This window comes from Halosolutus gelatinilyticus (genome assembly GCF_023028105.1).
Lineage (GTDB): Archaea > Halobacteriota > Halobacteria > Halobacteriales > Natrialbaceae > Halosolutus > Halosolutus gelatinilyticus.
In genome coordinates, this window is record NZ_CP095491.1 from 158,367 (window position 1) to 180,568 (window position 22,202).

Annotated in this window: 20 protein-coding genes and 1 tRNA gene; 9 read left to right on the plus strand and 12 right to left on the minus strand. The window is 65.6% G+C overall.

Annotated features, from left to right (window positions below; all coding sequences use genetic code 11):
• Nucleotides 1-156: 156 nt before the first annotated feature.
• Nucleotides 157-2,031, plus strand: a complete 1,875-nt coding sequence (locus MUH00_RS00805) for a PGF-CTERM sorting domain-containing protein (RefSeq protein WP_247001714.1) — start codon at nt 157-159, stop codon at nt 2,029-2,031.
• A 161-nt stretch (nt 2,032-2,192) separates the two neighbouring features.
• Here MUH00_RS00805 and MUH00_RS00810 read toward each other — a convergent pair whose 3' ends face one another.
• Nucleotides 2,193-2,975, minus strand: coding sequence for a hypothetical protein (locus tag MUH00_RS00810; RefSeq protein WP_247001715.1), 783 nt, complete (start codon nt 2,973-2,975; stop codon nt 2,193-2,195).
• 134 nt (nt 2,976-3,109) lie between these two features.
• On the opposite strand from MUH00_RS00810, the gene MUH00_RS00815 reads away from it, so the two are divergent.
• Nucleotides 3,110-3,874: an AAA family ATPase gene (locus MUH00_RS00815; protein ID WP_247001717.1), complete on the plus strand. Its 765-nt coding sequence runs from the start codon at nt 3,110-3,112 to the stop codon at nt 3,872-3,874.
• 55 nt (nt 3,875-3,929) lie between these two features.
• Here the strand turns inward: MUH00_RS00815 and MUH00_RS00820 are convergent, their stop codons facing one another.
• A complete protein-coding gene (locus MUH00_RS00820) occupies nt 3,930-5,087 on the minus strand; it encodes a CBS domain-containing protein (RefSeq protein ID WP_247001719.1) in 1,158 nt (385 codons plus the stop codon).
• 103 nt (nt 5,088-5,190) lie between these two features.
• Here MUH00_RS00820 and MUH00_RS00825 point away from each other — a divergent pair, with 103 nt between their 5' ends.
• From MUH00_RS00825 to MUH00_RS00840, 4 genes are all read left to right on the plus strand, one after another.
• Complete coding sequence (locus tag MUH00_RS00825) at nt 5,191-5,508, plus strand: lycopene cyclase domain-containing protein (protein ID WP_247001721.1); 318 nt, start codon at nt 5,191-5,193, stop codon at nt 5,506-5,508.
• An 89-nt stretch (nt 5,509-5,597) separates the two neighbouring features.
• Nucleotides 5,598-6,350 (plus strand): CAP domain-containing protein, encoded by a 753-nt coding sequence (locus MUH00_RS00830; protein ID WP_247001723.1) that lies wholly within the window; start codon nt 5,598-5,600, stop codon nt 6,348-6,350.
• Between the two features lie 100 nt (nt 6,351-6,450).
• Nucleotides 6,451-7,263 carry a YihY/virulence factor BrkB family protein gene (locus MUH00_RS00835; RefSeq protein ID WP_247001725.1) on the plus strand — a complete coding sequence of 271 codons (813 nt, stop codon included), beginning with the start codon at nt 6,451-6,453 and terminating at the stop codon, nt 7,261-7,263.
• Nucleotides 7,264-7,395: 132 nt separating this feature from the next.
• Nucleotides 7,396-8,262 (plus strand): hypothetical protein, encoded by an 867-nt coding sequence (locus MUH00_RS00840; RefSeq protein ID WP_247001727.1) that lies wholly within the window; start codon nt 7,396-7,398, stop codon nt 8,260-8,262.
• Between the two features lie 430 nt (nt 8,263-8,692).
• Here MUH00_RS00840 and MUH00_RS00845 read toward each other — a convergent pair.
• The 3 genes from MUH00_RS00845 to MUH00_RS00855 all read right to left on the minus strand — a co-directional run bounded on the left by MUH00_RS00845 (nt 8,693) and on the right by MUH00_RS00855 (nt 10,016).
• A tRNA-Val gene (locus MUH00_RS00845) sits at nt 8,693-8,767 on the minus strand.
• A gap of 40 nt (nt 8,768-8,807) precedes the next feature.
• Nucleotides 8,808-9,083, minus strand: coding sequence for a DUF7553 family protein (locus MUH00_RS00850; RefSeq protein WP_247001729.1), 276 nt, complete (start codon nt 9,081-9,083; stop codon nt 8,808-8,810).
• Between the two features lie 399 nt (nt 9,084-9,482).
• Nucleotides 9,483-10,016, minus strand: a complete 534-nt coding sequence (locus tag MUH00_RS00855; RefSeq protein WP_247001731.1) for a cob(I)yrinic acid a,c-diamide adenosyltransferase — start codon at nt 10,014-10,016, stop codon at nt 9,483-9,485.
• A 147-nt stretch (nt 10,017-10,163) separates the two neighbouring features.
• On the opposite strand from MUH00_RS00855, the gene MUH00_RS00860 reads away from it, so the two are divergent.
• Complete coding sequence (locus MUH00_RS00860) at nt 10,164-10,334, plus strand: DUF7838 family putative zinc beta-ribbon protein (protein WP_247001733.1); 171 nt, start codon at nt 10,164-10,166, stop codon at nt 10,332-10,334.
• Nucleotides 10,335-10,417: 83 nt separating this feature from the next.
• On the opposite strand, the gene gcvPB is transcribed toward MUH00_RS00860, so the two are convergent.
• The 6 genes from gcvPB to MUH00_RS00890 form a co-directional block, all read right to left on the minus strand.
• Nucleotides 10,418-11,908, minus strand: coding sequence for an aminomethyl-transferring glycine dehydrogenase subunit GcvPB (gcvPB, locus tag MUH00_RS00865; RefSeq protein ID WP_247001736.1), 1,491 nt, complete (start codon nt 11,906-11,908; stop codon nt 10,418-10,420).
• Nucleotides 11,905-13,242, minus strand: a complete 1,338-nt coding sequence (gcvPA, locus tag MUH00_RS00870; protein WP_247001738.1) for an aminomethyl-transferring glycine dehydrogenase subunit GcvPA — start codon at nt 13,240-13,242, stop codon at nt 11,905-11,907. The genes gcvPB and gcvPA overlap by 4 nt, the downstream gene beginning before the upstream one ends.
• Nucleotides 13,243-13,429: 187 nt before the next feature.
• The gene (locus MUH00_RS00875) at nt 13,430-14,728 is read right to left on the minus strand and encodes an AI-2E family transporter (RefSeq protein ID WP_247001740.1); all 1,299 of its coding nucleotides are present in this window, start codon (nt 14,726-14,728) and stop codon (nt 13,430-13,432) included.
• 96 nt (nt 14,729-14,824) lie between these two features.
• Nucleotides 14,825-16,162 (minus strand): hydroxymethylglutaryl-CoA synthase, encoded by a 1,338-nt coding sequence (hmgB, locus tag MUH00_RS00880; RefSeq protein WP_247001742.1) that lies wholly within the window; start codon nt 16,160-16,162, stop codon nt 14,825-14,827.
• Between the two features lie 79 nt (nt 16,163-16,241).
• Nucleotides 16,242-18,317, minus strand: coding sequence for a COG1470 family protein (locus tag MUH00_RS00885; protein WP_247001744.1), 2,076 nt, complete (start codon nt 18,315-18,317; stop codon nt 16,242-16,244).
• A 71-nt stretch (nt 18,318-18,388) separates the two neighbouring features.
• On the minus strand, nt 18,389-20,644 hold the full coding sequence (locus MUH00_RS00890) for an NADP-dependent malic enzyme (protein ID WP_247001746.1): 2,256 nt from the start codon (nt 20,642-20,644) through the stop codon (nt 18,389-18,391).
• 150 nt (nt 20,645-20,794) lie between these two features.
• On the opposite strand from MUH00_RS00890, the gene MUH00_RS00895 reads away from it, so the two are divergent.
• The gene (locus MUH00_RS00895; RefSeq protein ID WP_247001748.1) at nt 20,795-21,265 is read left to right on the plus strand and encodes a phosphopantetheine adenylyltransferase; all 471 of its coding nucleotides are present in this window, start codon (nt 20,795-20,797) and stop codon (nt 21,263-21,265) included.
• A 160-nt stretch (nt 21,266-21,425) separates the two neighbouring features.
• Here the strand turns inward: MUH00_RS00895 and MUH00_RS00900 are convergent, their stop codons facing one another.
• Nucleotides 21,426-21,734 (minus strand): transcription initiation factor IIB family protein, encoded by a 309-nt coding sequence (locus MUH00_RS00900; protein ID WP_247001749.1) that lies wholly within the window; start codon nt 21,732-21,734, stop codon nt 21,426-21,428.
• 319 nt (nt 21,735-22,053) lie between these two features.
• Here MUH00_RS00900 and MUH00_RS22815 point away from each other — a divergent pair, with 319 nt between their 5' ends.
• A complete protein-coding gene (locus MUH00_RS22815) occupies nt 22,054-22,179 on the plus strand; it encodes a hypothetical protein (protein WP_256464814.1) in 126 nt (41 codons plus the stop codon).
• Nucleotides 22,180-22,202 lie beyond the last annotated feature (23 nt).

Below are 22,202 nucleotides of genomic sequence, written 5' to 3' on the forward strand. Positions count from 1 at the left end.
GAGAATAAATAGGCCACACGAAATCGATAGGCGACTTCTTCTTCGGTGCAACCGACAGATAACAAAGACGTTCTTCCGGGAAGACCGGTCTGCGTCGCAAACATTCAGCAACGAAAGACCCTCACAGGTCATTTCAAAGACGTTGCGACAATGACCATGACCAGACGATCACAGTTTACGACCGCTCTCGTGGCCGCGATGGTGGCCATCTCGATGCTTGGGATGGCTGTCCCCGTGGGCGCAAACAGTAGTACCGGTCCGACAAAACAAGTACACACTCTCCAGGACGGGGAGGATCTCTACCTCCTGTTCGGCGTCGAAGGAGACGTCACCCAAGACGAAATAGAGGGAATGATCGCCGAGGGCGCATCAGCCGATAGCCCGAGCGCGATGGCGACCCAGCAGGACAGCGTCTCGGACGTCATCCAGTACCAGGACGTCGGCCAGGTGAACCTCGTCGAGCAGGGCGAGGCAGTGTCCGTCGCAATCGGCGGTGGCGAAGCGACCGCCATCCAGGACGTGGACCAGCGGAACGCCAACTCCCAGACCGGCGAAGCGAACGCCGAGAACTACAACAGCAACCACGCCCAGACGTCGTTCGAAGACGTCGGCGACGTCTACGTGGTCATGGGCCAAAGCGATAACCCGCAGTTCAACGGCTGGGGCGTCGCTAATGATGACGGCGAGACGACGGTCGCGCAGACGGCGCAGGCGTCCGTCTCCCAGGCCCAGGCAGTCCAGCAGGCGAACGTCAAGCAGGGCACCGTCGCCTTCGCGTTCGCGGAGAACGAGAGCTCGGCGACCGCCGTCCAGGTGACCGAGCAGGCCAACCAGAACCTCCAGGAAGGCTCGTCCGTTGCGACGAACGTCTACGCGGAGGATCTCGACAACGATCCGAACAAGAGCTACCACGAACGACACAAGAAGCACGACGGCGTGAGCGCTGTCCAGAACGCCAACGCGTCCGTCGAACAGGCCCAGGAAGTCCAGCAGGCGAACGTCTACGAAATGGGCGGCGCCGTCGCGATCGCGGTCGGCGAGAACGCCACCGCGACGGCCGTTCAGATGACCGAACAATCGAACCTCAACGAACAGATCGGCACCGCCGAGGCCATCAACATCATGCTGGACTCGCCGGGAATGAACATCGCGACCGCCAGCATGGACGGCGAATCCAGCATCGTCGACCAGGAGGTCAAAGCGCAGGGCGCCGATCAGAAGGACCACGACAAGAAGAAAGACGACGGCGAGACGGACCTCGAACAGGCCGCCGAAGCCAGCGTCACGCAGTACCAGAGCGTCGAACAGGCGAACGTTCAGCTCAACAGTACGGCCGCGGCGATCGCCACGAACGGCAGCGAAGCTGAAGCGGTTCAGCTGACCTTCCAGGAGAACATCAACGCGCAGGTCGCCTCGGCGCAGGCCCTGAACGTCTACCTCGGCGATCTCAGCCCCCACGACAAGTCGCTCGAGGAGAAAGGACTCAAGGAAGGACAGAACCTCAGCGGCGCCGTCATCACCGAAACGACGGGCGTGACGGTTAACGGCGACGCGATCGAGGGCACCGATACCGTCGCCTTCGACTACGACGGCCAGAACGAACAGCTGAACGACGTCGATCAGTACTCGACGGCGGAAGTCGCACAGAGCCAGAACATCACGCAGCTGAACCTCGAATCGAACACCGCCCTCGCGGTCGCCGAAGACAACGGCAACGCGTCCGCGCTCCAGCTGACGATCCAGGAGAACGAGAACGTCCAGATCACGGAGTCCAACGCGACGACCGTCAACAACGGCACGATCGAGGACGGCACGGACGGCGAGGACGGCACGGACGGCGAAGACGGCACGGACGGCGAAGACGGTACTAACAGTAGCGACGGAGCCAACGGAACCGACGGCAACAGCGTCGAAGCGGCCCAGAGCGACGACGATGGCGGAAACTCGGGCGACGAATCGATGCCCGGCTTCGGTGCCGGCGTCGCGCTCGTCGCGGTGGTCGCCGCGGCCATGCTCGCACGACGCAGCTAATCCGACCCGTCGTTCCCGACGTACCGACTCCGGTCGACTGTGACCGCGAAGCGTCGACGAATCATATCATTTTCTGCGCGGTCGATCGCCGACGAGCGGCGCCGCCGTCTTGGTAGCGATCCGTCTCGACAAAGAGCGATCCGCTCCGGCCGAGTAACCGATTAGTCGGTCGGCTCGTCAGCCGCCGGCTCGGAGTCGTCATCGTCGGAACCGCCGGTTTGGCCGCGGTGTTCGGCCAGCGCTTCCTCGATCGTCAACTCGCCGGCCGCGACCCGCCTGGCGAGCAGTTCGTCGATCGCCCGGTTCGTCTCGCTTTGCTCGCGGGACCGATCCTTGATCACCTGCAACTCGCCGTCGGTCGGCTCGATCGTTCGGGCGTCGACGACTTCTCCTTCGAGACGGGCGATGTTGACCGCGGCGAGGACGTCGCCCATCCCTCGCGATCCGGTGCCGAGATAGGGGGTCGTCCCGGTTTCGTCGACGAGTTCGACTCGAACGTCCTCGAGATCGTTGACCAGTGTCGCGCTCTCGAGGCGGGAGCCGTCGCCGATCCGGACGACCGGCGACGGGGCCTCGCTCGCCTCGCGCTGGATGACCTCGACGGCGTCCGACAGCGGGACCTGGAACGCGGCGACGACCATCTCGCCCGCCAGCACGGCGATACCGGGTTTCCGACCCGGATCGACGCCGATGATCGTCCGGCCGCCGCCGCCGCGCACAGCCGTCAGCGCCTGGTCGACGGCGCGTCGCGGATCGTCCGGATCGGCGACGATCGTCGTCACGTCCGCGAACTCGTCGGCATATTCCTCGCCGGTGACGACGACCGACGTTTCCGCCGGCAGCGCCGCGTCGGGCTCGATCGTGGTGAACGCGGTGCCGCGATCGCGCAGCTCGTTGACGACGCCGTGGTACACTTCGAAGTCTGCGGTGGCGACGACGATCACGCCCGGCCCTTCGCGGCGGGAGCGAATAAACGTACGCGACCCGCGCAGAGGGTCCGGTGTCGGTCGGGGAGCGCGAGCCGCGATCGTCGATCCCGTTTCGGGGCCTTTTTGCTCGTCACGGTGTAAGAGGAACCGTGAGCGACGAGGCGATCCCGACCGGCTGTGAACCGGTCGACGAGTTACTCGGCGGGGGATTCGAACGCGGGACCGTCACGCAGTTGTACGGACCGCCGGCGGCGGGCAAGACCAATCTCGCACTCTCGGGCGCGGTCGAGGCGGCCGCCCACGGCGGCACCGCCGTCTATATCGACACCGAGGGGGTCTCGATCGATCGGTTCCAGCAATTGCTCTCGGCTCGCGCCGAGGGCTCGGCCGGCGCGAGTCAACTCTCGCTGGATGACAGCGACGGTGCGGAAGCTGACGACGAGGAACCCGACGTCGAGTCGATCGCCTCCCAAATCGTCATCGAGGAGGCTCTCGATTTCGAGGAACAGGCCGAGGCCGTCCGGGACGCCGAGGGGTTCGCCCAACGGGCCGACCTGATCGTCCTCGACAGCGCGACCGGCTTCTACCGCCTCGAGCGCACCGGCGAAAGTGACGACGGCGAGGCCCTTCGCCGCGTCGCTCGCCAGATAACGCACCTGCTCTCGCTGTCGCGCAAGCACGACCTCGCCGTCGTGGTGACGAACCAGGTGTTTTCGGATCCCGACGCCGATCGGACCCGCGCACTCGGCGGGAACACCCTGGAACACTGGACCGGCACGGTGGTTCGTATCGACCGCTTCCGGGGCGGGAACCGGCGCGCGACGCTCGAAAAACACCGATCGAAGCCGGTCGGCGAATCGGTTCAGTTCCGGATCACGGGATCAGGGCTCGAAGGCGGCGACGAACTGCCGTAGTACTGACTCAGCTCCGGCGTCGACGTTCGGAAAACCGAACGCTTAGAGATCGCCCCTAGAGTTCGTTGAGCTTTCGCAGGAGCTGGCCGCGGTACTCCTCGTCGCTCGTGACGCCCTTCATCTCGAGGACGTTCCGTTCGAGCTTGTCCAGCGCCACCCGGAAGGAGTTCTCCGCGCCGTAGCCCTCGCCGGTGCCGGCGACCTGGCCCTTGTTGGTCCGCAGGCGGATCTGGCAGTGGATCAGCGGCGTCCCGCGGAGCTTCTCCTGGTGCTCCTTGAAGCGGACGTGGGCGTGGACCACCTGCATGTCCTGGTACTTGTCCGAGACGTCCTGGATGCTCTCGACGATCGACTCGCGGGTGATCGTATCCAGCAGCGAGATGTTCGTGATCTGGACGTCCATGTGGTCCTCCTCGGTGTAGGTCAGCGCCCGGAGGACGTCGGTCTTGGTGACGACGCCGATGACGATCCGATCGTCATCCTCGGGGGTGACCATCAGCCCCGCGTAATCCTTCTCGAGCATCGTCTCGACGGCGTCCTTCACGGAGGCGTCGAGCGTCGTCGTCTCGACCGGGCTGTTCATGATGTCGTAGACGGGCACGTCGAGCAGTCGCTGGGTGTCGCCGACCCGATCGCCCGTCGTCGTCGAGTGGTTCTCGCGGATGACGAAATCGGCGATGTCGTGGGTCGTCACGACGCCGGTGAGGTAGCCGTTCTCGTTGAGCACCGGCAGTCGGGAGATGCCGTGTTCCCGGAGATGGTTGATCGCCTTGCCGACCCCGTCGTCCTCCTGGATCGTCACCGGATCGTCGGTGTAGATGTCGTCGACGTCGAGCGTGTCTAGGTTCTCCAGAACCGCCTCCAGGATCGCGTCGTCCGTGATGACGCCCCAGAGATCGTCGTGTTCGAACACCGGCGCGACCTTCGTGTTGGACTCGATCAGCACCCGCGCGGTCTCCCGGACATCCTCTTGGCGGTCGACCTTCGGAGCCGGCGAGTTCCGACTGGGTTTGATCAGCGCCGCCACTTTGGCGTCGTCCTCGACGTGCGATTGGAGGACCTCCCGCTCGCTGATGACGCCCTCGTACGCCTCATCGTTCGTGACGATGATTCCCTTGGGGTTGCCGTTCTCGAAGGTCGAACGGACCTTCCCCATGCGCGTTCCGACGTCGACTTCGATGTAGTCCTGGGTGGCGATATCAGCGATATTCATCTCTACGGCCGGTTGTTTGCCGGCCGAGGTATTTAAGATACCGCCCGGGATACTCGGATTCCGCCGACCAAGCGCTTTTCCCTGGCGTCATCGTACCCGGCGTATGGCACCGGACATCGGCGTGTTCGGCCGGTACACCTACCTCGCCACGGAACTGTTCTGGGGAGCCGTCGCCGTTCTCTTGCTCCGGCGGGCCGACGCCCTCCGGAAGGCGGCTGTGACGATACTCGCGCTGTACCCGATCGCCTACGTCTGGGACCGGTACACGCTGGCCGTCGGCGTCTTCGACATCAAACTCCGAACGGGGGTCGACGTCGCCGGCATCCCGCTTGAGGAGCACCTGTTCATGGCCGTCGTCCCCGGCCTCGTCATCGGCGTCCACGAGACTCTCTTCGGATCGGAATCGACCGCGGATCGGTAAGGATTCGAGAACAGTCTCGATTCACGAACTGTGTCAGCGATTGCGAGCTACCGCGCCAGCCTTATCCGATCGCATGATATTCCCGATTGATGATCGGCCGCCCCGACGCCTCTTCGGACGGTGACGACCGCAGCGATCGGGCCCTCATCGGATCGGCGATCCGGGTGTTCGCCGCCGCGTTGCTCGTGTGTGCGATCGTCCTCGGATCGCTCCTCGTCGCCCCGCAGTTCGTCGGCGACGTCGAGATCGGCGACGTCGAAATCGGATCGCAGCCCGAACCCAGTTCGGAGCCCCCGCCGGCCGGCGAGCGGAACCCCAACGTCACGGACCCGGCCGATCCCGGCGAATCGGCGTACGTGACCGACGTCGAAACCGTCTCCTCGGTAACGGTCGAGGACTTCGTCCACGCGGAAGTCAACGATCGCCGCGCCGAACACGGACTCGGACCCCTGGAGTGGGACGGCACCGTCGCCTCCGTCTCCCGCGCCCACAGCGCCGACATGGCTCAACGCGATTACTTCGCGCACACGAACCCCGACGGCGAGGAACCCTACGACCGGTTCTCCGACGTCGACAACTACTGTCAGGGATACGGCGAGAACATCGCCCTGACGTGGGTCGACCGACCCGTCGAGCGACCCGGCGGTGACGGCGCCGTCGAGTACCGGACGGCCGAGGCGCTCGCCGTCGGACTCGTCGACCAGTGGATGAACTCGTCCGACCACCGGGCCGCGATCCTCGAGGAACACGCCGACTACGGCTGGGACCGCGGCGGCGTCGGCGTCTACATCGCGGACGACGGGGCCGTCTACGCGACGCACAACTTCTGTCACGAGTGGTGAACGCCCCTGTCACGAGTGGACCGCGTCCCCGTCCAAGTCGTCGCCTCCGCCGGTTGCGAGGGCGTTTCAGGTATTTGGTCGCGGAGGCCCTAAGACCGCCATGGAGGTTCCGGACACGCTGACCGCCGTCTACCGGACGGCGAGCGATCGCGACGTCACGTTTCTGGCCGCCGGCTTCGCGTACTACGCGTTCGTTTCGCTGATCCCGCTGGTGGTGCTCGCGCTCGTCGCCGGCTCCCTCGTCGGCGGCGAGGCGGCCGCCGAGCGACTCATCCTGCTCGCCGGCGACTTCCTCCCGACCGCGGGCGAAGAGCTGGTCCGAGCGGCGCTCACTACCGAGGCCGGTCGCACCGAGGCGACGATCGTCGCGCTCGCGATCGCCGCGTGGGGTGCGTTAAAGGTGTTTCGCGGCCTCAGCCTCGCGTTCGACGAGGTCTACGACGAGGTCGCCGAGGACTCGCTGGTCGACGAGATCCGCGACGGGATCACCGTGATCCTCGCTGGCGCGGCCGCGCTCGCGCTGATGATCGCGATCGGGGCGATCATTCGGCTTGCGTCGGGGACGATTCCCTTCACCGGGCTGTTGAGTAGCGTCGCCCTGCTCGTCGGGCTCGTACTCGTCTTCCTGCCGATCTACTACGTCCTCCCGCCGATCCCGGTCGCGGCGAGCGAGATCCTTCCCGGCGCGGTCTTCGCCGCGATCGGCTGGACCGTCCTCCAGCTGGGATTCCAGCTTTACGCGGCGAACGCCGGACAGTACGCGGCGTACGGCGCCGTCGGCGTCGTCCTCCTCTTCGTCACGTGGCTGTACTTCGCGGGCGTCCTGATCCTCGTGGGAGCCGTGATCAACGTCGTCCTCGCCAGGCCCGAACTCGCCGAGGAGGTTCCCGCCGAGTCGGCCGCCTCCGACTAATCGCCGCCGAGCCGTACCGTTTCGGGCCGGGTCCGAACCCGGCGTTCGGTCCGCGTCGTCCGAGTCCGGTTAGATACTCTGAACGTCACCGTGGGGGAAACGTTATGGGTACGGGACCGACACTCACTCACCATGAGCGACGGACGATCATCTGCGGGTGGGTCCGGCGAATCGACCGAGAAGGGGGACAGTCTCGAGCCGGGCGGCGGACCCAGGCGAGTCGTCTCGAATAAGAGCGTCGACGACATCCTCGACTCGCTCGACGAGACGCCGTCCGACGGGAACGAAGAAGACGGCTCGACGACGAGCGCACAACCGCCGAGCGATTCCGACGACTCGGGCGCCGAGGACCCCTCGGACGAGGACGGACCGACGTCGGATTCCTCGTCCGCTTCCTCCGGCGGTTCCGCAGCCGACGCAGGCGGGTCCGAATCGGAACCGACGGCGGGAGTCGAACGCGACGATCCGGACGGGGCGCCGGCCGGCGACGGTCCCGAAAGTGACGCCGGTGGCGCTCGATCGACTGCGTCCGAGTCGACGTCGTCTGCAGCGTCGATCGACGATCAGGCCGCCGCACTCAACGAGACGAACTCGACCGCCGAGACACAGAATCTGGACGACGAGGAAGCAGCGGCTGCCGACGAGGCGGAAACGACCATCGACGACGACGCGCTCGCCGCTCGCATCGACCGGGGCGCCGTCACCGGCGCGGACGTGCGAGCGGCAGAAACGGGCGAAGGACGCGAGGAAACGCCCGAAGTCGACGAGATCGACCTCTCGATCGACGATCTCGAGGCGACGCAGTCCATGGCCGGTTCCGCGCCGACGTCCACGGGCGCCGATATCGGTGACGACGCCGGCCCACTTGCGGGGTCGATCGACGACGCCGGTCCGCTCGCGGGATCGATCGACGCCGACGCGACCGGTTCGGCGGACGAAGCCGACGCCGGCGGATCGACGGGATTGCTCGATCGGCTCAAGGGGCTCTTTTCGCGCTAACCGGATCGCACTCCGGCGGAGTTCGAGTTGTCCCCGCCGCATCTCACGGGGCCGTTTCGTCGGGACGTCGCTGATCGCGATCGTCCCCATCAGCACCGCCGACGGCCATGATACAACCGTCTCCCGAAGTATCGGCGCAGGCTCGTCGCCGCGAGGAGGCGATCGCATCCGCTACAGCGCTTCGCATTATTCTATTCTAAAATTGGTAACCGATAGTATCAAAACATGAAGAGGGATTCCGTGTATTATTCCACTAGGTTATAAGTTGGTGTTACCATATAATATCTGATATCAAACGGCGTACCTTCGTCAAGAAGGAAGACGTTCTTGCTCACCAACTATGTTCGCTGCGCGAGCTGCGACTTCCAGGGTTCAAATCTGCCCAACGTCACGATCCCGTCGCTTGCGAATTTGCTCGCGACAGAAGTAGTGGGTTGGGGCAGATTTGAACTGCCGACTTCCTCCGTGTGAAGGAGGTATCATAACCGGACTAGATCACCAACCCGCAGGGTGATCTTTCCGTGCGTTCAACTTAAGGCTTCCTTTCACGATCGGTCGATCGGCGTCTCGGATCGGCGCCGGTACGCCGAGATCGACGTCCGCGCCTCCTCGAGCGCCGCCTTCGCTCGGCCCTCGACTTGCGCCTCGAGCGCTTCCAGTTCGCCGCGGATTCGGTCGAGTCGGGTCTCGGGTTCGGCCTCGCGGCCGGTCAGCGTTCGAACGCGGGTTTCGACGCGATCGAGCGCCTCTCGAAGGCCGAGTCGGGCGTGTTCGCCGGCGCGCTTGAGGTAGTACAGGCTGTCGCTGAAGTGCTTGTTCATGGGTGTGACTCACAGACCGTAGGTCGCCGGCGAATATAGACCTTTCGTGGACAACAGAATATTCGGCTGATCGGACTGGCGGCTGTCTCGGTGAGCGTCGGCGGACGATTCGACCGCCGTCGGATACTCGGCGGTCGAGCGAGGGATTTCGAGAGGACCCGAAGGTTCGAGGCACGATACGTCTTGTGTCCCCCATCCGACAGTTAGATCCGCTCCGACGATCGAGCTGGACGCGACACGAGCGGGTTGGTCGGTCGCTGATGACCGACCAGACGTCGCGTTCGCGCCGGTCCAGCGCTCAACCTACCGCCGTCGGGGTGTCGCCGCGCTCGGTCGATCGCCGGTCGGCCTCGATTCTGACGAATCGGGACGCGAGAGCGACGTACGGTAGGAGAGAAGTCAGTACTGCGGCGCTTCTTCGGGTTCGCCGTCGCGCATATTGACGACCCGAGCGATCGTGAACAGGCCGTCAGAGAGCCGATTCAGGTACTGGACAGCCTGTTCGTTGATCCGTTCCTCGCTCGCGAGGGCGACCGCCCGTCGCTCGGCGCGCCGACACACCGTCCGCGCGTGGTGCAGCCGAGCCCCCGTGTCGCTTCCCGTCGGCAAGATGAACGACATCAGCGGCTCGAGTTCCTCGTCGTACTCGTCGATCCAGGTTTCGATCGTCTCGACGTGCTCGGAGCGGATGACGGGGTCGTCCTCGTCGGGGTCGGGATTCGCGAAGTCCGCCTGGACGACGTGGAGGTCGTTCTGCACCGTCCGCAGGCGCTCGTCGACGTCGTCGTAGCCGGTCGGGCGGATGGTCCCGAGCAGGGCGTTGAGTTCGTCGACGGTCCCGTACGCTTCGATCCGGGCACTGGCCTTCGACACGCGCGTCATGTCCCGGAGATCGGTCTGTCCGTCGTCGCCGCGACCGGTGTAGATCGACATGTGCGAACCGACGACCGCCCGTAACTTAACTCCGCTGTCGTATTTTTTCGCCTCAGCCCCGAGAACGATTGTTTGGAGCATCTCGGGAGCGACGGTTGCGACCCGCAAACCAGTACGTTAAACTCGCCTCGGTCGATACCCTCGCACATGACGATGGAACTCGACCACGAGTGCCCCAACTGCGGCGAGGTCACGTTCTACCGCGCGGCGAGCACGACGCTGCACCTTGGCGAGAAGGTGAAGTGGCACTGTCCGAACTGCGACTACGGCTTCGTCCGGATCGACGGCATCGACTCCAGCGCCGACGCGGACGCGTAAGCCGGTCCTCGGAGCGCCGGTTTTCGACGCTGTTGATCGGCGATCGAATTCCCGAATCGGGTATCGCGATCGGGCCTCCTCGATCACTCGTCGTCGAGCGCCTGCCACGACAGCCGCGGGTTCCGCGCCGCGCTGGTCTGGTCGATCCGGCGGGCGGTGGTCCGATCGGGCGCAGCCTCGAGCGTCTCATCGTCCTCGGCGACGACCGCGTCGAAGGCGGCGGCGAGCCGATCGAGCGTGTCCTTCCCCTCGACTTCGGTCGGTTCGGTCATCAGGGCCTCGGGGACGATCTCGGGCCACTTGGTCGTCGGCGGGTGGACGCCGTAGTCGAGCATCCGCTTGGCGACGTCAGCGGCATCCTGGTCGCCCGCGCTGGCGACGAACTCGTGGTGGAACGGCCCGTAGGGCACGTCGTACTCGATCTGGCTGGCGAGGTAGTTCGCGTTGAGCACCGCCTTCGCGCTGGCATCCAGCAGCCCCTCGTCGCCGAGGCGGGCGATGTAGGCGAAGGCCTTCACGAGCACGAGCCAGTTGCCGTGGTAGCCGTGGACCTTCCCGATCGTGTGCTCGGGATCGAACAGTTCGTACGCTGGTTCGGTCCCCTTCCCCGACCCGTCCTCGCGGACGCGCGGGGCGGGCAGGAACGGCGCGAGGTCCCCGACGACGCCGACGGGGCCGGCGCCGGGACCGCCGCCGCCGTGGGGCGTCGCGAACGTCTTGTGGACGTTGTAGTGCATCACGTCGAAGCCCATATCGCCGGGCCGGGCGCGGCCGAGCAGGGCGTTCAGGTTCGCCCCGTCGTAGTAGAGCAATCCGCCGACGTCGTGGACCATCTCGGCGATCTCGGCGATGTCGCGCTCGAACAGCCCGAGCGTGTTCGGGTTCGTCAGCATGAGCGCCGCGGTGTTCTCCGACAGCGCCGCCTCGAGCGCGTCGAGGTCGACCCGTCCCGCGTCGTTGCTGGGCAGCGAGACGACGTCGTAGCCGCCGAGCGCGGCGGTCGCGAAGTTCGTCCCGTGGGCGCTCTCCGGGATGATCACTTCGTCGCGGTGATCCTCGCCGTTGTGTTCGTGGTAGGCCGCGGCGACCCGGATGCCGACGAACTCGCCCGCCGCTCCCGCGGGCGGCTGGAGGGTCACGGCGTCCATTCCGCCGATCCGCCCGAGGTAGTCCTGCAACCGGTACATGAGTTCGAGCGCCCCTTGGATCGATCGGTCGGACCGATCGGGGTGGACCGCCGCGGTCGGCAGCGCGGCCACGTCCTCGGTGAACTTCGGATTGTACTTCATCGTACACGACCCGAGCGGGTACGGACCGCTGTCGATCCCGTAGACCATCTGGGAGAGCCGCGTGTAGTGGCGGGCCAGTTCCGGCTCGGAGAGTTCCGGGAGCTCGAGCGAGTCCCGGGTGAGGTCGTCCGGTAGCGGCGAATCGTCGCCGTCGATCTCGACCCTCGTTCGATCCTTCTCCGAGAGCAGCGGTTCGTACTGCCCGTCGTCGACGTAGCGGGCTTGGTCGTACCGACTGCCGCGAGATCCGCCTCCGTTACCGAATCCGTCCTGGTCGGCCGTCATCCCATCACCCCCTCGATCGCCTCGACGAAGGCGTCGACCCGATCGTCCGGGACGCCGGCGACGCAGACCTGGAGCAGGTGATCGTCGATGACGTGCACCGCGAAGCCGTACGTTTCGAGGTCCGCAGCGACCGCCGCCGCGGGCTGGTCGACGTGCGCGACGAACTCGCGGAGGTGCCGACGATCGTGGACCGGCGCCTTGACGCCGACGATCGGGTCGAGTCGCGCGGCGAGGTCCTCCGCCCGCGTGACGCCGCGTTTGGCGAGGTCGATCATGCCGGACGGCCCCAGGTAGGCGGCGTGCATCGCGGTTCGCAGCGCCACCCAGGCCTGGTTCGTGCAGATGTTGCTCGTCGCCCGCTCGCGCCGGATGTGCTGTTCGCGGGTCTGCAGCGTGAGCGTGTACGCGCGCCGATCGGTCGCGTCCTCGCTGGCGCCGACCAGCCTGCCGGGGACCTGGCGCAAATACTCCTCGCGACAGGCGAACAGACCCAGCCCCATCCCGTAGCTGGTCGGCAGCCCGAGCACGCTCGCGTCGCCGACGACGACGTCGGCGCCGACGTCGGCGGGCCGCCGGAGCAGGGAGAGCGCGATCGGATCGGAGCCGAGCACGAACAGCGCGTCGCGGTCGGCCGCGATATCGCCGATCGCGTCGAGGCGCTCCTCGATCGTCCCGCGGACGGTCGGGTTCTCGGCGTAGACCATCACGCACTCCTCGTCGACGCGCTCTTCGAGCGCCGCGAGGTCGACGTTGCCGTCGTCCATCGGGTACGTCTCGATCTCGAGGTCGGTGCCGGCGACGTAGTTCGAGAGCGTGCTCTTTCGTCCGTCGAGCAACAGGTCGGGGACGAGCACGCGGTGGCCGCTCGTCTCGCGGACCCGATCGGCGAGCGTGGCGGCCTCGCCGAGGGCCGTCGCGGCGTCGTACATCGAGCAGTTCGCGATCTCGAGGCCGGCCAGCTCGACCAGCAGCGACTGGTACTCGAACAGCGCCTGGAGGAACCCCTGCGAGATCTCCGGCTGGTACTGGGTGTACGACGTGAGAAACTCCGATCGATCGGCGAGGTGGTCGACCAGCGACGGCACGTAGTAGCCGTAGTGGCCGCGTCCGAGCAACTCCGTCAGGTCGTCGTTGCGACCGAGGACCGAGCGAACGAGCCGTCGGGTCTCGCGTTCCGTCCGCGCGTCGATCCCGAACTCGTCGTCGAACTGTACGTCCGCGGGAATGTCGAAGAGGTCGTCGATCGCGTCGACGCCGATCGCCTCGAGCATCGCCGCCTGTTCGTCGGCCGTGTGGGGAGCGTACGGACTCCCCGTGGTGTCTGTTCCGTGCATAGTTAGGCCAGGTCGCGCAGGTCTCGGTCGACCGATCCGGACAGTCCCTTCCCACACCGATGCGGTCGGCAGCGCGGTTCGATCCGAGACACGATACACGGCTCTAACGGGTACGGGATAATGAACGCACCCCTTCGGCCCCTCTACGGCGCGCCGAGGGTCGAACCGCGACCGCACCAGGGACCGGTCACGACGCATCCTCGTCCGGATCGGCGTCGGACTCGAGTTCGGGATCGCGGCCGGGGTCGACGCCGGGAGCGTCGGGCGTCGAGGGGTCGGTGCGCTCGTTTCTCACCGTCGCCTCGGCGTCAGCGTCCTCCGGATCCGCGTCCGCCGCGGCATTTTCGGTCCGAATCCCGGTGTCCGGATCGGTATCCGTCGCCGCGTCGTCGGTCGCGTCGGTCGCGTCGGCGGGACCGACGTCGGCGGGAGCCGCGTGCTGTGCCGGCGGAACGTCGGGACTGGCCGATCGCTCGCGGGCGAACAGATCGAGCGCGATCTTCGCGCCGCCGAGGACGACCGGTCCGACGAAGAGGCCGACGCCGCCGAAGACGACGATACCACCGAAGATGCCGACGACGATGATCGCGGAGTTGAACGCGCCGGTCTTGCCGATGAGCGCCGGTCGCAGGTACGTATCCGACATGCTGACGATCGATCCGTAAGCGACGAGCACGACCGCCGGGATCAACTGCCCGACCGCGATGAGATAGAGCGAAACCGGGACCCAGACCCCGAACGCGCCGACTAGCGGTAGTAACGCGAGCACGAACGTCGCGACGGTGAGGAACGCGATCGCGGGGACGCCGAGCAGCACCAGTCCGACGCCGAGCAACACCGCCTGGATGGCCGCGACGGCGACGTTGCCGACGACGGACGCCCACATGAGCTGATCCAGTCCGGCGAACAACTCCGCCAACACGTCGTCCTCGACCGGAACGACCCGTTGGGTCCAGGCGACCAGCCGATCGCCGTCGCGCAGCAGCGCGAAGAGGACGAACAACGTCACGGTCAATCCGATGAGAATTGCAGGGAGACCGGTGACGAAATCGATGCCGGTGGTCGCAAATCCCTGTAACGTCGTCTCGATCGGCTGCTGGTACGTCTCGTACAGGTCGACGAGATCGACCGAGAGACCTGTCGTCTCGAGGCGTTCCTCCACGTCCTCGACGGCGAGGGTCCCCTGTTGAATCGCCGTAATCAGTTCGAGCGCCTGCCGGAGCGCGAGCGCGAGCACGTACATCGTCGGCAGCAGGATCGCGAGGATCGCGACGACGACGAGCGTGAGTGCCGCAATCATCGGTCGCACGTACGTCTCGAGACGCCGCTGTGCCGGCATGAGAATGTACGCGAGCACGACTCCGAGGAGGATGTACTGGAGGTACGGCAGGATGATGAGCATCGCGAGCAGGGCGCTCGCCACCGTGAGCAGGGTCAGCCCCGTTCGCTCCGAGATCCACCCCCGGCCGTCCGAATCGTCGTCCATACTCGTAGGTAGACGGCGCGCCCTCATTTATCCGGGGTATCGATCGCGGAGAAAACCCGCGGAGAAAACTTCGCCGCTCGGATCGATCGGAACCGCCTACTCGACGTAGCGGTACTTCCGCTCGCCCATGCGACCCCAGCCGTCGAAGACGAACTCGTCGCTCGGCGTCGTGAACTCCTCGACGTCGACGTCCATCTCGTGGTTGTGGGCGTCGTGGATCTCCTCGTAGTCCGCCCAGGAGAGTTCGTAGCGGGCGTCGAGTTGCTCGTCGACGTCGAGCGCTTCGATCTCCGACTCCCAGCCCTCCTGGACGGTTTCGGCGTGGATCTCCGCCTGCGCGCCGCTGCCGTAGGAGCCGATGAGCAGCGTCTCGCCGGTCAGATCCCTGCCGGCCTCGAACGCCGTCTTGAGCGCGCTCGCGCGGGCGACGTGGACGGATCCGGTATACCAGTTGCCGACCTCGCGGGAGATCGTCAGCGTCGGATCGATCGTCGCGTCGTACCACGCCTGGTAGCGCTCCGTTTCTTTGAGCGCGTCCATGTACTCGCGCAGCGCGTCGTGGTACGCTTCGTCGTCGTCGAACGCCTCGGCGCGCGGCTGGCGGCCGATCTCCGCGGCCAGATCGTCTTCGATACTCGTGTCCCGGATGACGTGCCGGTACGCGAGCAGGGCCGCCCTCCGGACCATGCCGGGGAACGGCGTGTGGAACGGCGCGAAGGTGAAATCGTCGGGATGGACGTCGCCCGCGACGCTTTCGTAGTCCTCCAAGGCTTCGCGCATCCGGGCGAGGTATACCTGGATCGATCGCTTACCGTCGACGGAGGGGAACTGCTGGTTCGGCTTGAGGAAGTCGGTCTCGTCGGCCGAGCCGTAGCCCTGATCGGTCGAGAGTTCGACGAGGCTCGGATCCTCGCTGATGTACATCGCGACCGCGCCCGCACCCTGGGTCGCCTCGCCGGCGTCGCCGCGGGCGTAGAGAGCGGTGTCGGTCGCGATCACGAGCGCACCGCGGCCGCGGTTGCGGCCCGCGCGGATCCAGTTGTACGCGTCGTCCAAGCTCTGGGTGCCCGCGATGCAGGCGAACTTGCGCTCGCCCTTGTTCGCGTGGTGGAAGTCGCTGCCGAACACCTGTTCGAGGCAGCCTGCGACGTACGTCGAAACCGGCTTCGAGTTGTCGAACGCGCTCTCGGTCGCGACGTCGATCCGGCCGATGTCGTCCGGCTCGAGCCCCTTTCGCTCCATCAGTCGGCGGGCGGCGTTCGCCGCCATCGTCACGATGTCCTCGTAACTGTCGGGGAACGAGCTGGCGTTGAGTCCGAGCCCCTTCGTGTACTTCTCGGGGTCTTCGCCCTTCTGCGGCGCGAACGTGCCGGGCAAGTCGAGTTTGAGATTCCCGGTCCAGATCTCGATCGCGTCGATACCGACTGCTGTCATGGGTGGTGAATAATGACGACGCTATATGGTATTGTCGTTTGGTGTTTCGACGATCGTCGGAGAAGCGATTACAGTCGCCTCATGAACAGAGATCGAACGGACCGTTTCCGTCGCCGTCGTCGATCATTACGTTACAGGTTTCGCCACCGACCACGCTGGCCTCGGCTTCGACCGGGCGCGGTTCCCGTCCGGGCGAAGTCGAACCGGCGTCGACGTCCACGGCGACCTCCGTAAACGCCCCGGTAGAGGTCTCCGTGACGGTGTCGCTGACCGCGTTCCCGTTGGTGTCGTAGACGGTGAACGCGACGTCGACGCCCGGGTTGATCTCGTAGGCGAACGTCACTTGGGAGACGCCCGCCTGTCCCCCGCCGCTCTCGCCGGTGATTTCGGCGGTTGCGACCTCGAACGTCGGTTCGGTCACCGTCACGTTCGTCTCGTCTTGGTCTTCGGACCAGTAGCCGCTTACGATGGCTGTGAGCGTGTGCGTGCCGGCGTCACCCGCTACGGTGTCCCAGGTGAGCGTGACCTCGCCGTTTTCGTTGACGGAGGTTCGGTCGACCTCGGTGCCGTCGACTTCGAGTATCACGTCCGCGCCGAAGGTCTGACGCACGTCAACGGTCACTTCCATGGTTTCGCCCTCGGTAACTGGGTCGTCCGTGTCGACGATTTTGACGCCCAGGAAGTCGTCGATCGTGTACACTTCCGCAGCCCGAACGATGCCAGTATCGTCGTCGATCGTCCGTCCGCGAACGTCAATTTCCGGTTCGTCCCCCGTCTGGGTCGTGTACGTTAGCGTGACCCTCTCGGTCGCACCGGGGGCAACGGTTTCCTCGATCCCGTCGACCGCGTCGAACGTGCCGTCCTGCTCGCTGTCGACGTCCAACGTGATCTCCTGAGTCGTCGCTCGCTCGCCCCGATTCTCGACGACGACGTCGACGAGCAGGTCCTCGCCCTCTTCGACGGGATCTTGCGGATCAACCTCGGTCACGACGAGGCCCTTGCGCTCCCTGACATCGATCGTGAGCGTATCGCTGCTGCCGCCGCTAGAGACGTACAGTTCGAGCGTCCCCTCTCCCTCGACGTCAAATTCGGTTTCACCCCGGTTACTGTCCTCGCTGAAGTTTTCGACCGTTACGCCGGCAGCGGTGTCGTAGGCGAAGTCGAACGACGCTTCGGAGGCGCCGGCGTCGGCCGTGAACCGTGGCGTTGCCCCCGCCTCGATATAGTAGTCACAGCCCTCGCCATCCTCGCATTCCGACGCATTCTTCGCGGCGCCTTCGAACCAGACCTCGTACGCACCGCTCCCGTTTCCATCTCCCCCAGTGTTCCTCTCGGATCCGATAGCAAAGCCGTCTCCCAACGATTCTCCACCGCTCCCCACGCCGACCCGAGCGATCTCGAGTTCGAACTCGTCCTCGAGGTCGATCGTCACCACGCTGGAACCGCTCTCGGTATCGTTATAGCTCACCCCGCCGGTTTCGTCGAGCGCCGCTTCCCACCGTTCGACGCTTCGGGTCGGCAACGTGATCGTCGTTCCGGCGTCGAGCGTCGTCGTCCGCACCGGATCGAGCGATTCGACGGTCACCGACGCCGTACCGGCCGCCTGTTCGTGTAGGTCCCCGTCGAGGAGCATCAGCGAGATGCGTTCGTTCCCGACCAACCGCTGTGCCCCAACGGAGACGTTCGCGTCGCCGAACTGATCGTAGACGAAGGAGTGTTCGATGACCGTCCGAGGAGCCCGCTCGTACTCGTTGTAGTCGGGTTCGTACACCAAGTGTCGAGTTTCGAATTCGTGTTCGCTGCCGTCGGGTTCCGCGATCGTAACGTTCGATCCCGGTTCGATCGTCCGTACAGTTCCCCTCGGATGGGACGGATTGATAGTAGCGTACCGGGATCGGTACTGCGTGCCGAGTTCGATCGACACGCCGAGCGTTCCGCCGGTCGTTCCCGTGTTCAATATCGAATCTCGTAGCTCGACGAGATCGCCCCGGACGCGATCGTTGTGATCGATCTCGACGGCCCGGTTCTGCTCGGGAACGGCGTTGACCTGATAGAGGGCGAGGGCGGAGAACGCGATCGCGAGGAGGAGGACCGCGCCGATCTGGATCGTCACGGCGCGCTCGCCGATCGTGCGCCCGGCCCCCCATCGTGACATACGCGACGATAGTTCTGACTCCTTAAACGCTTACTGGCCACGAGAGGGGCCGCTACCGAAGCTGGTGGTCGTTATTCCTGCTGGGCGTCGACGACCGCCACGCCCGCGAGGTTCACGATGTCCTTCACCTCGTCGCCGCGCTGGAGGACGTGGACGGGTTTGTCCATCCCGACGAGCATCGGGCCGATCGCGTCCGCGCCGCCCAGCCGCTGGAGCAGCTTGTAGCCGATGTTACCCGACTCGAGGTTCGGAAAGACGAGGACGTTCGCGGGCTCCTCGAGTTCCGAGAAGCCGTAGGTTCCCTCGAGGATGTCCTCGACGACCGCCGTGTCGGCCTGCATCTCGCCGTCGACCGGGAAGTCGACGTCGGGATCGGCCTGGAGCATCTTCGCGGCTCGGCGGGGTTTGCGGGTCCCCTCGTTGTTGACGCTGCCGAAGTTGGAGTAGGACAGCAGCGCCGCCCGCGGCTCGATGTTGAACCGTCGGGCGAGCTTGCCGGTCTGCTTCGTCACTTCCGCGAGGACCTCCTCGTCGGGGGCCTGGTTGACCGTCGCGTCGGCCACGAAGATCACGCGGTTCTTGAACGTGAGCAAGTAGACACCCGCGGCGTAGTCGACATCGTCTGCGGTTCCAATCACCTGCAGCGGCGGCCGCAGCGCGGAGGGGTAGTGGTGGGAGAGGCCGGTCAGGAGTGCGTCGGCGTCGCCCCGTTCGACCATCACGCTGCCGAAGTAGTTCGAGTCGTTCTCGATGAGCTCGCCTGCTTCGGTCCGCGTGATCCCCTTTCGGTGGCGCAGTTCATGGAGCCGTTCGGCGTAAGCGTCGTAGTCGCCGACCTCGGGGTCGGCGATCGTCGGATCGAAGTCGAGGCCGAGGCTCGCGGCGGTCTGTCGGATCTCTCCTTCGTCGCCGATGAGGATCGGAAGCGCGATCCCCTGCTCCTGGATCTGGTAGGCCGCCCGGATCATCTTCTCGTTCTCTCCCTCGGCGAGCGCGACCGTCTTGGGATCGCTCTTGGCCTTGTTGAGCACGACGCGCATCATCTCGCGGGACTTGCCCAGGCGCGCCTCGAGTTCCTCCTCGTACTCGTCGAGGTCGATCTCGGTGCGGGCTGCGCCCGACTCCATCGCGGCCTCGGCGATCGATGGCGCAACGGTGAAGAGGACGCGCGGATCGACCGGCTTCGGGATGATGTAGTCGGGCCCGAACTGGATCGGGTCGTCGCCGTAGGCCTTAACGACCGCGTCCGGCACGTCCTCGCGGGCGAGTTCCGCCAGCGCCCTGGCGCAGGCGACTTTCATCTCCTCGTTGATCTCGGTGGCGCGGACGTCGAGGGCGCCGCGGAAGATGAACGGGAACCCGAGGACGTTGTTGACCTGGTTCGGGTAGTCCGATCGGCCCGTCGCCATGATGACCGTGTCGTTGCGCGCGGCCTTGGCCTCCTCGTAGCCGATCTCCGGATCGGGATTGGCCATCGCGAAGACGATCGGATTCTCGGCCATCGACTGCACCATCTCCTGGCTGACGATGCCGCCGATCGAGAGGCCGACGAAGACGTCCGTGCCCCGCATCGCGTCGGCGAGGTCGCCCTCGGGGACGTCGCGGGCGAACTGTCGCTTGTACTCGTTGACGTCGCCGCGCCGCGCGCGCTCCTCGGTGATGATCCCCGAGGAGTCGCACATGGTGATGTTTTCCTTCTTACAGCCCAGCGAGACGTAGAAGCGGGCCGTCGCGATCGCACTCGCCCCGGCGCCGGAGAAGACGATCTCGAGGTCTTCGAGGTCCTTCCCGGCGATGTCGGCGGCGTTGAGCAGCGCGGCGCCGGAGATGATCGCCGTCCCGTGCTGGTCGTCGTGGAAGACGGGGATATCGATCTCCTCGCGGAGACGCTCCTCGATCGTGAAACAGCCGGGCGCCTTGATGTCCTCTAAGTTGACGCCGCCGAAGGTCGGTTCCATCATCTTCACCGCCTCGACGAGTTTGTCGGGATCCGCCTCGTCGAGTTCGATGTCGAAGACGTCGATGTCGGCGAACCGCTTGAAGAGCACGCCTTTCCCCTCCATGACGGGTTTCGAGGCTTGCGCGCCGATGTCCCCCAGTCCGAGCACGGCGGAGCCGTTCGAGACGACGCCGACGAGGTTCCCCTTCGCCGTGTACGTGTAGGCGTCGGTCGGGTCCTCGTCGATCTCCATACACGGTGCGGCCACGCCGGGTGAGTACGCGAGCGAGAGGTCCCGTTGCGTGTTCGTCGGTTTCGTCGTCGATATCTCGATCTTTCCGGGCGGGTCCGTCCGGTGATACTCCAGGGCGTCCTCGTCTAGTCCCATACCGACGACAGTGTGGGGGAGGGTAAAAAACGATGCGAAAGGTAGTTTCGACGACTGTCGAAAACCTAGCTGGGAACGGACGACGGCGACCGAATCGCGGGGGAGGGGTGATTCGACCGTTTTATACGCACCGCGGGATTGGGATGGGGTATGGACGTCGCGCTTGGTGGGACGTTCGACCCCGTTCACGACGGCCACCGGCGGCTGTTCGAACGAGCGTTCGAACTCGGAGACGTGACTGTCGGGTTGACGACCGACGAGCTCGCGCCGAAGACGCGCCACGTCGAACGGCACGTCAGGCCGTACGACGATCGGAAGCGAGCCCTCGAAACCGAACTCAATCGACTCGCGGACGAGTACGATCGCGAGTTCGAGGTCCGGCCGCTCGGAGAGCCGACCGGCATCGCGACCGAACCGCAGTTCGAGTATCTGGTCGTCTCACCCGAAACCCGCGACGGGGGCGAGCGAATTAACGAGATCCGGCGCGAACGAGGCCACGAGCCGCTGGAGATCGTCGTCGTCCCGCACGTCCTCGCCGAGGACGGCGACATCATCTCGAGTACCCGGATCGTCCAGGGGGAAATCGACGAGCACGGCGCCGTCTTCTCCGACGAGGAGTGACGGCGGTCCGGGCGATCGGTCGCCGCGTCGCGCGGATTGGGGCACCGTTTTGCGATCCGGAGACTCGGCTTCGCGGACCGTTTCGTCGATTTCGTCAGCGTAGTGTACACTTACGAGCGAGAAGCGAGTACCTGACCGACGAAACGATCGGCAACTGGCGCTACCAGCCGGGCGGCTCGAGACCCGCGGCCTCGAGGAGGTCCTTCCAGCGCGACTGGATCGAGAGCCGAGAGACGTCTGCGGCGTCGGCGACCGCACCCTGCGTTCGGCCGTCGCCCGCCACGAGCGCGCCGGCGTAGACGCTGGCTGCGAGGACCGGTCGTTTCGAGCGATCGGACTCCGGGACGTCCAACAGAAAGAGGTCGGTCGCACACGACCGCGCCTCGGCCGACAGATCGAGTCGATCGCCGATCTCGTCGAGCTGCTCGAGCCACGGTTCGTATTCGAGGCGGTCCCTGGCGCTGTGCATACGACCAGCTATCGCGGCATCGAGGATAAACCCACGGACCGACGCCGGCGGCGAGCGCGGCGCACCGACGCTCGTCGTCGCTCGATCGCCCGCCGTCGCTCGAACGATCGTCCAATACGGCGCTACGCTGACCAACGTGCAGATACCAATGATTCAGCGATCCGGCCGTTCAACCACCGAATCACTAGGAGACGACTACTAAAGCACGACAGGTGCGAACGAGACGACGACGCTCGTCGCTCGGGTTCGAGCCGCGGCTTGCGTCCCGCCCATGAAAGAGCCAACATGCAAGCTCGTCTGTACTGGCTGCGGTCTCGAGATGCCGTACCGAGATCGATCACTGGCCGAACAGGCGGCGGAGCTCCACCAACTCCGCGACTCGGAGCACGTGACGTTCATCGTTCCCCCGGACTGGTCGCCCGAGGAGCCGGTGAAACACGAGTAATGCGGATCGACAGGTTCTTACTC

Coding starts and splice junctions, on each gene's coding strand:
- MUH00_RS00895 (WP_247001748.1), top strand. CDS start 20,795: ATGGACGTCGCGCTTGGTGGGACGTTCGACCCCGTTCACGACGGCCAC.
- MUH00_RS00835 (WP_247001725.1), top strand. CDS start 6,451: ATGGAGGTTCCGGACACGCTGACCGCCGTCTACCGGACGGCGAGCGAT.
- MUH00_RS00830 (WP_247001723.1), top strand. CDS start 5,598: ATGATCGGCCGCCCCGACGCCTCTTCGGACGGTGACGACCGCAGCGAT.
- MUH00_RS00805 (WP_247001714.1), top strand. CDS start 157: ATGACCAGACGATCACAGTTTACGACCGCTCTCGTGGCCGCGATGGTG.
- MUH00_RS00840 (WP_247001727.1), top strand. CDS start 7,396: ATGAGCGACGGACGATCATCTGCGGGTGGGTCCGGCGAATCGACCGAG.
- gcvPB (WP_247001736.1), bottom strand. CDS start 11,908: ATGACGGCCGACCAGGACGGATTCGGTAACGGAGGCGGATCTCGCGGC.
- MUH00_RS00875 (WP_247001740.1), bottom strand. CDS start 14,728: ATGGACGACGATTCGGACGGCCGGGGGTGGATCTCGGAGCGAACGGGG.
- MUH00_RS00850 (WP_247001729.1), bottom strand. CDS start 9,083: ATGAACAAGCACTTCAGCGACAGCCTGTACTACCTCAAGCGCGCCGGC.
- MUH00_RS00890 (WP_247001746.1), bottom strand. CDS start 20,644: ATGGGACTAGACGAGGACGCCCTGGAGTATCACCGGACGGACCCGCCC.
- MUH00_RS22815 (WP_256464814.1), top strand. CDS start 22,054: ATGCCGTACCGAGATCGATCACTGGCCGAACAGGCGGCGGAGCTCCAC.
- MUH00_RS00885 (WP_247001744.1), bottom strand. CDS start 18,317: ATGTCACGATGGGGGGCCGGGCGCACGATCGGCGAGCGCGCCGTGACG.
- hmgB (WP_247001742.1), bottom strand. CDS start 16,162: ATGACAGCAGTCGGTATCGACGCGATCGAGATCTGGACCGGGAATCTC.
- MUH00_RS00820 (WP_247001719.1), bottom strand. CDS start 5,087: ATGAATATCGCTGATATCGCCACCCAGGACTACATCGAAGTCGACGTC.
- MUH00_RS00855 (WP_247001731.1), bottom strand. CDS start 10,016: ATGTCGATCTACACCGGTCGCGGCGACGACGGACAGACCGATCTCCGG.
- MUH00_RS00860 (WP_247001733.1), top strand. CDS start 10,164: ATGACGATGGAACTCGACCACGAGTGCCCCAACTGCGGCGAGGTCACG.
- MUH00_RS00825 (WP_247001721.1), top strand. CDS start 5,191: ATGGCACCGGACATCGGCGTGTTCGGCCGGTACACCTACCTCGCCACG.
- gcvPA (WP_247001738.1), bottom strand. CDS start 13,242: ATGCACGGAACAGACACCACGGGGAGTCCGTACGCTCCCCACACGGCC.
- MUH00_RS00900 (WP_247001749.1), bottom strand. CDS start 21,734: ATGCACAGCGCCAGGGACCGCCTCGAATACGAACCGTGGCTCGAGCAG.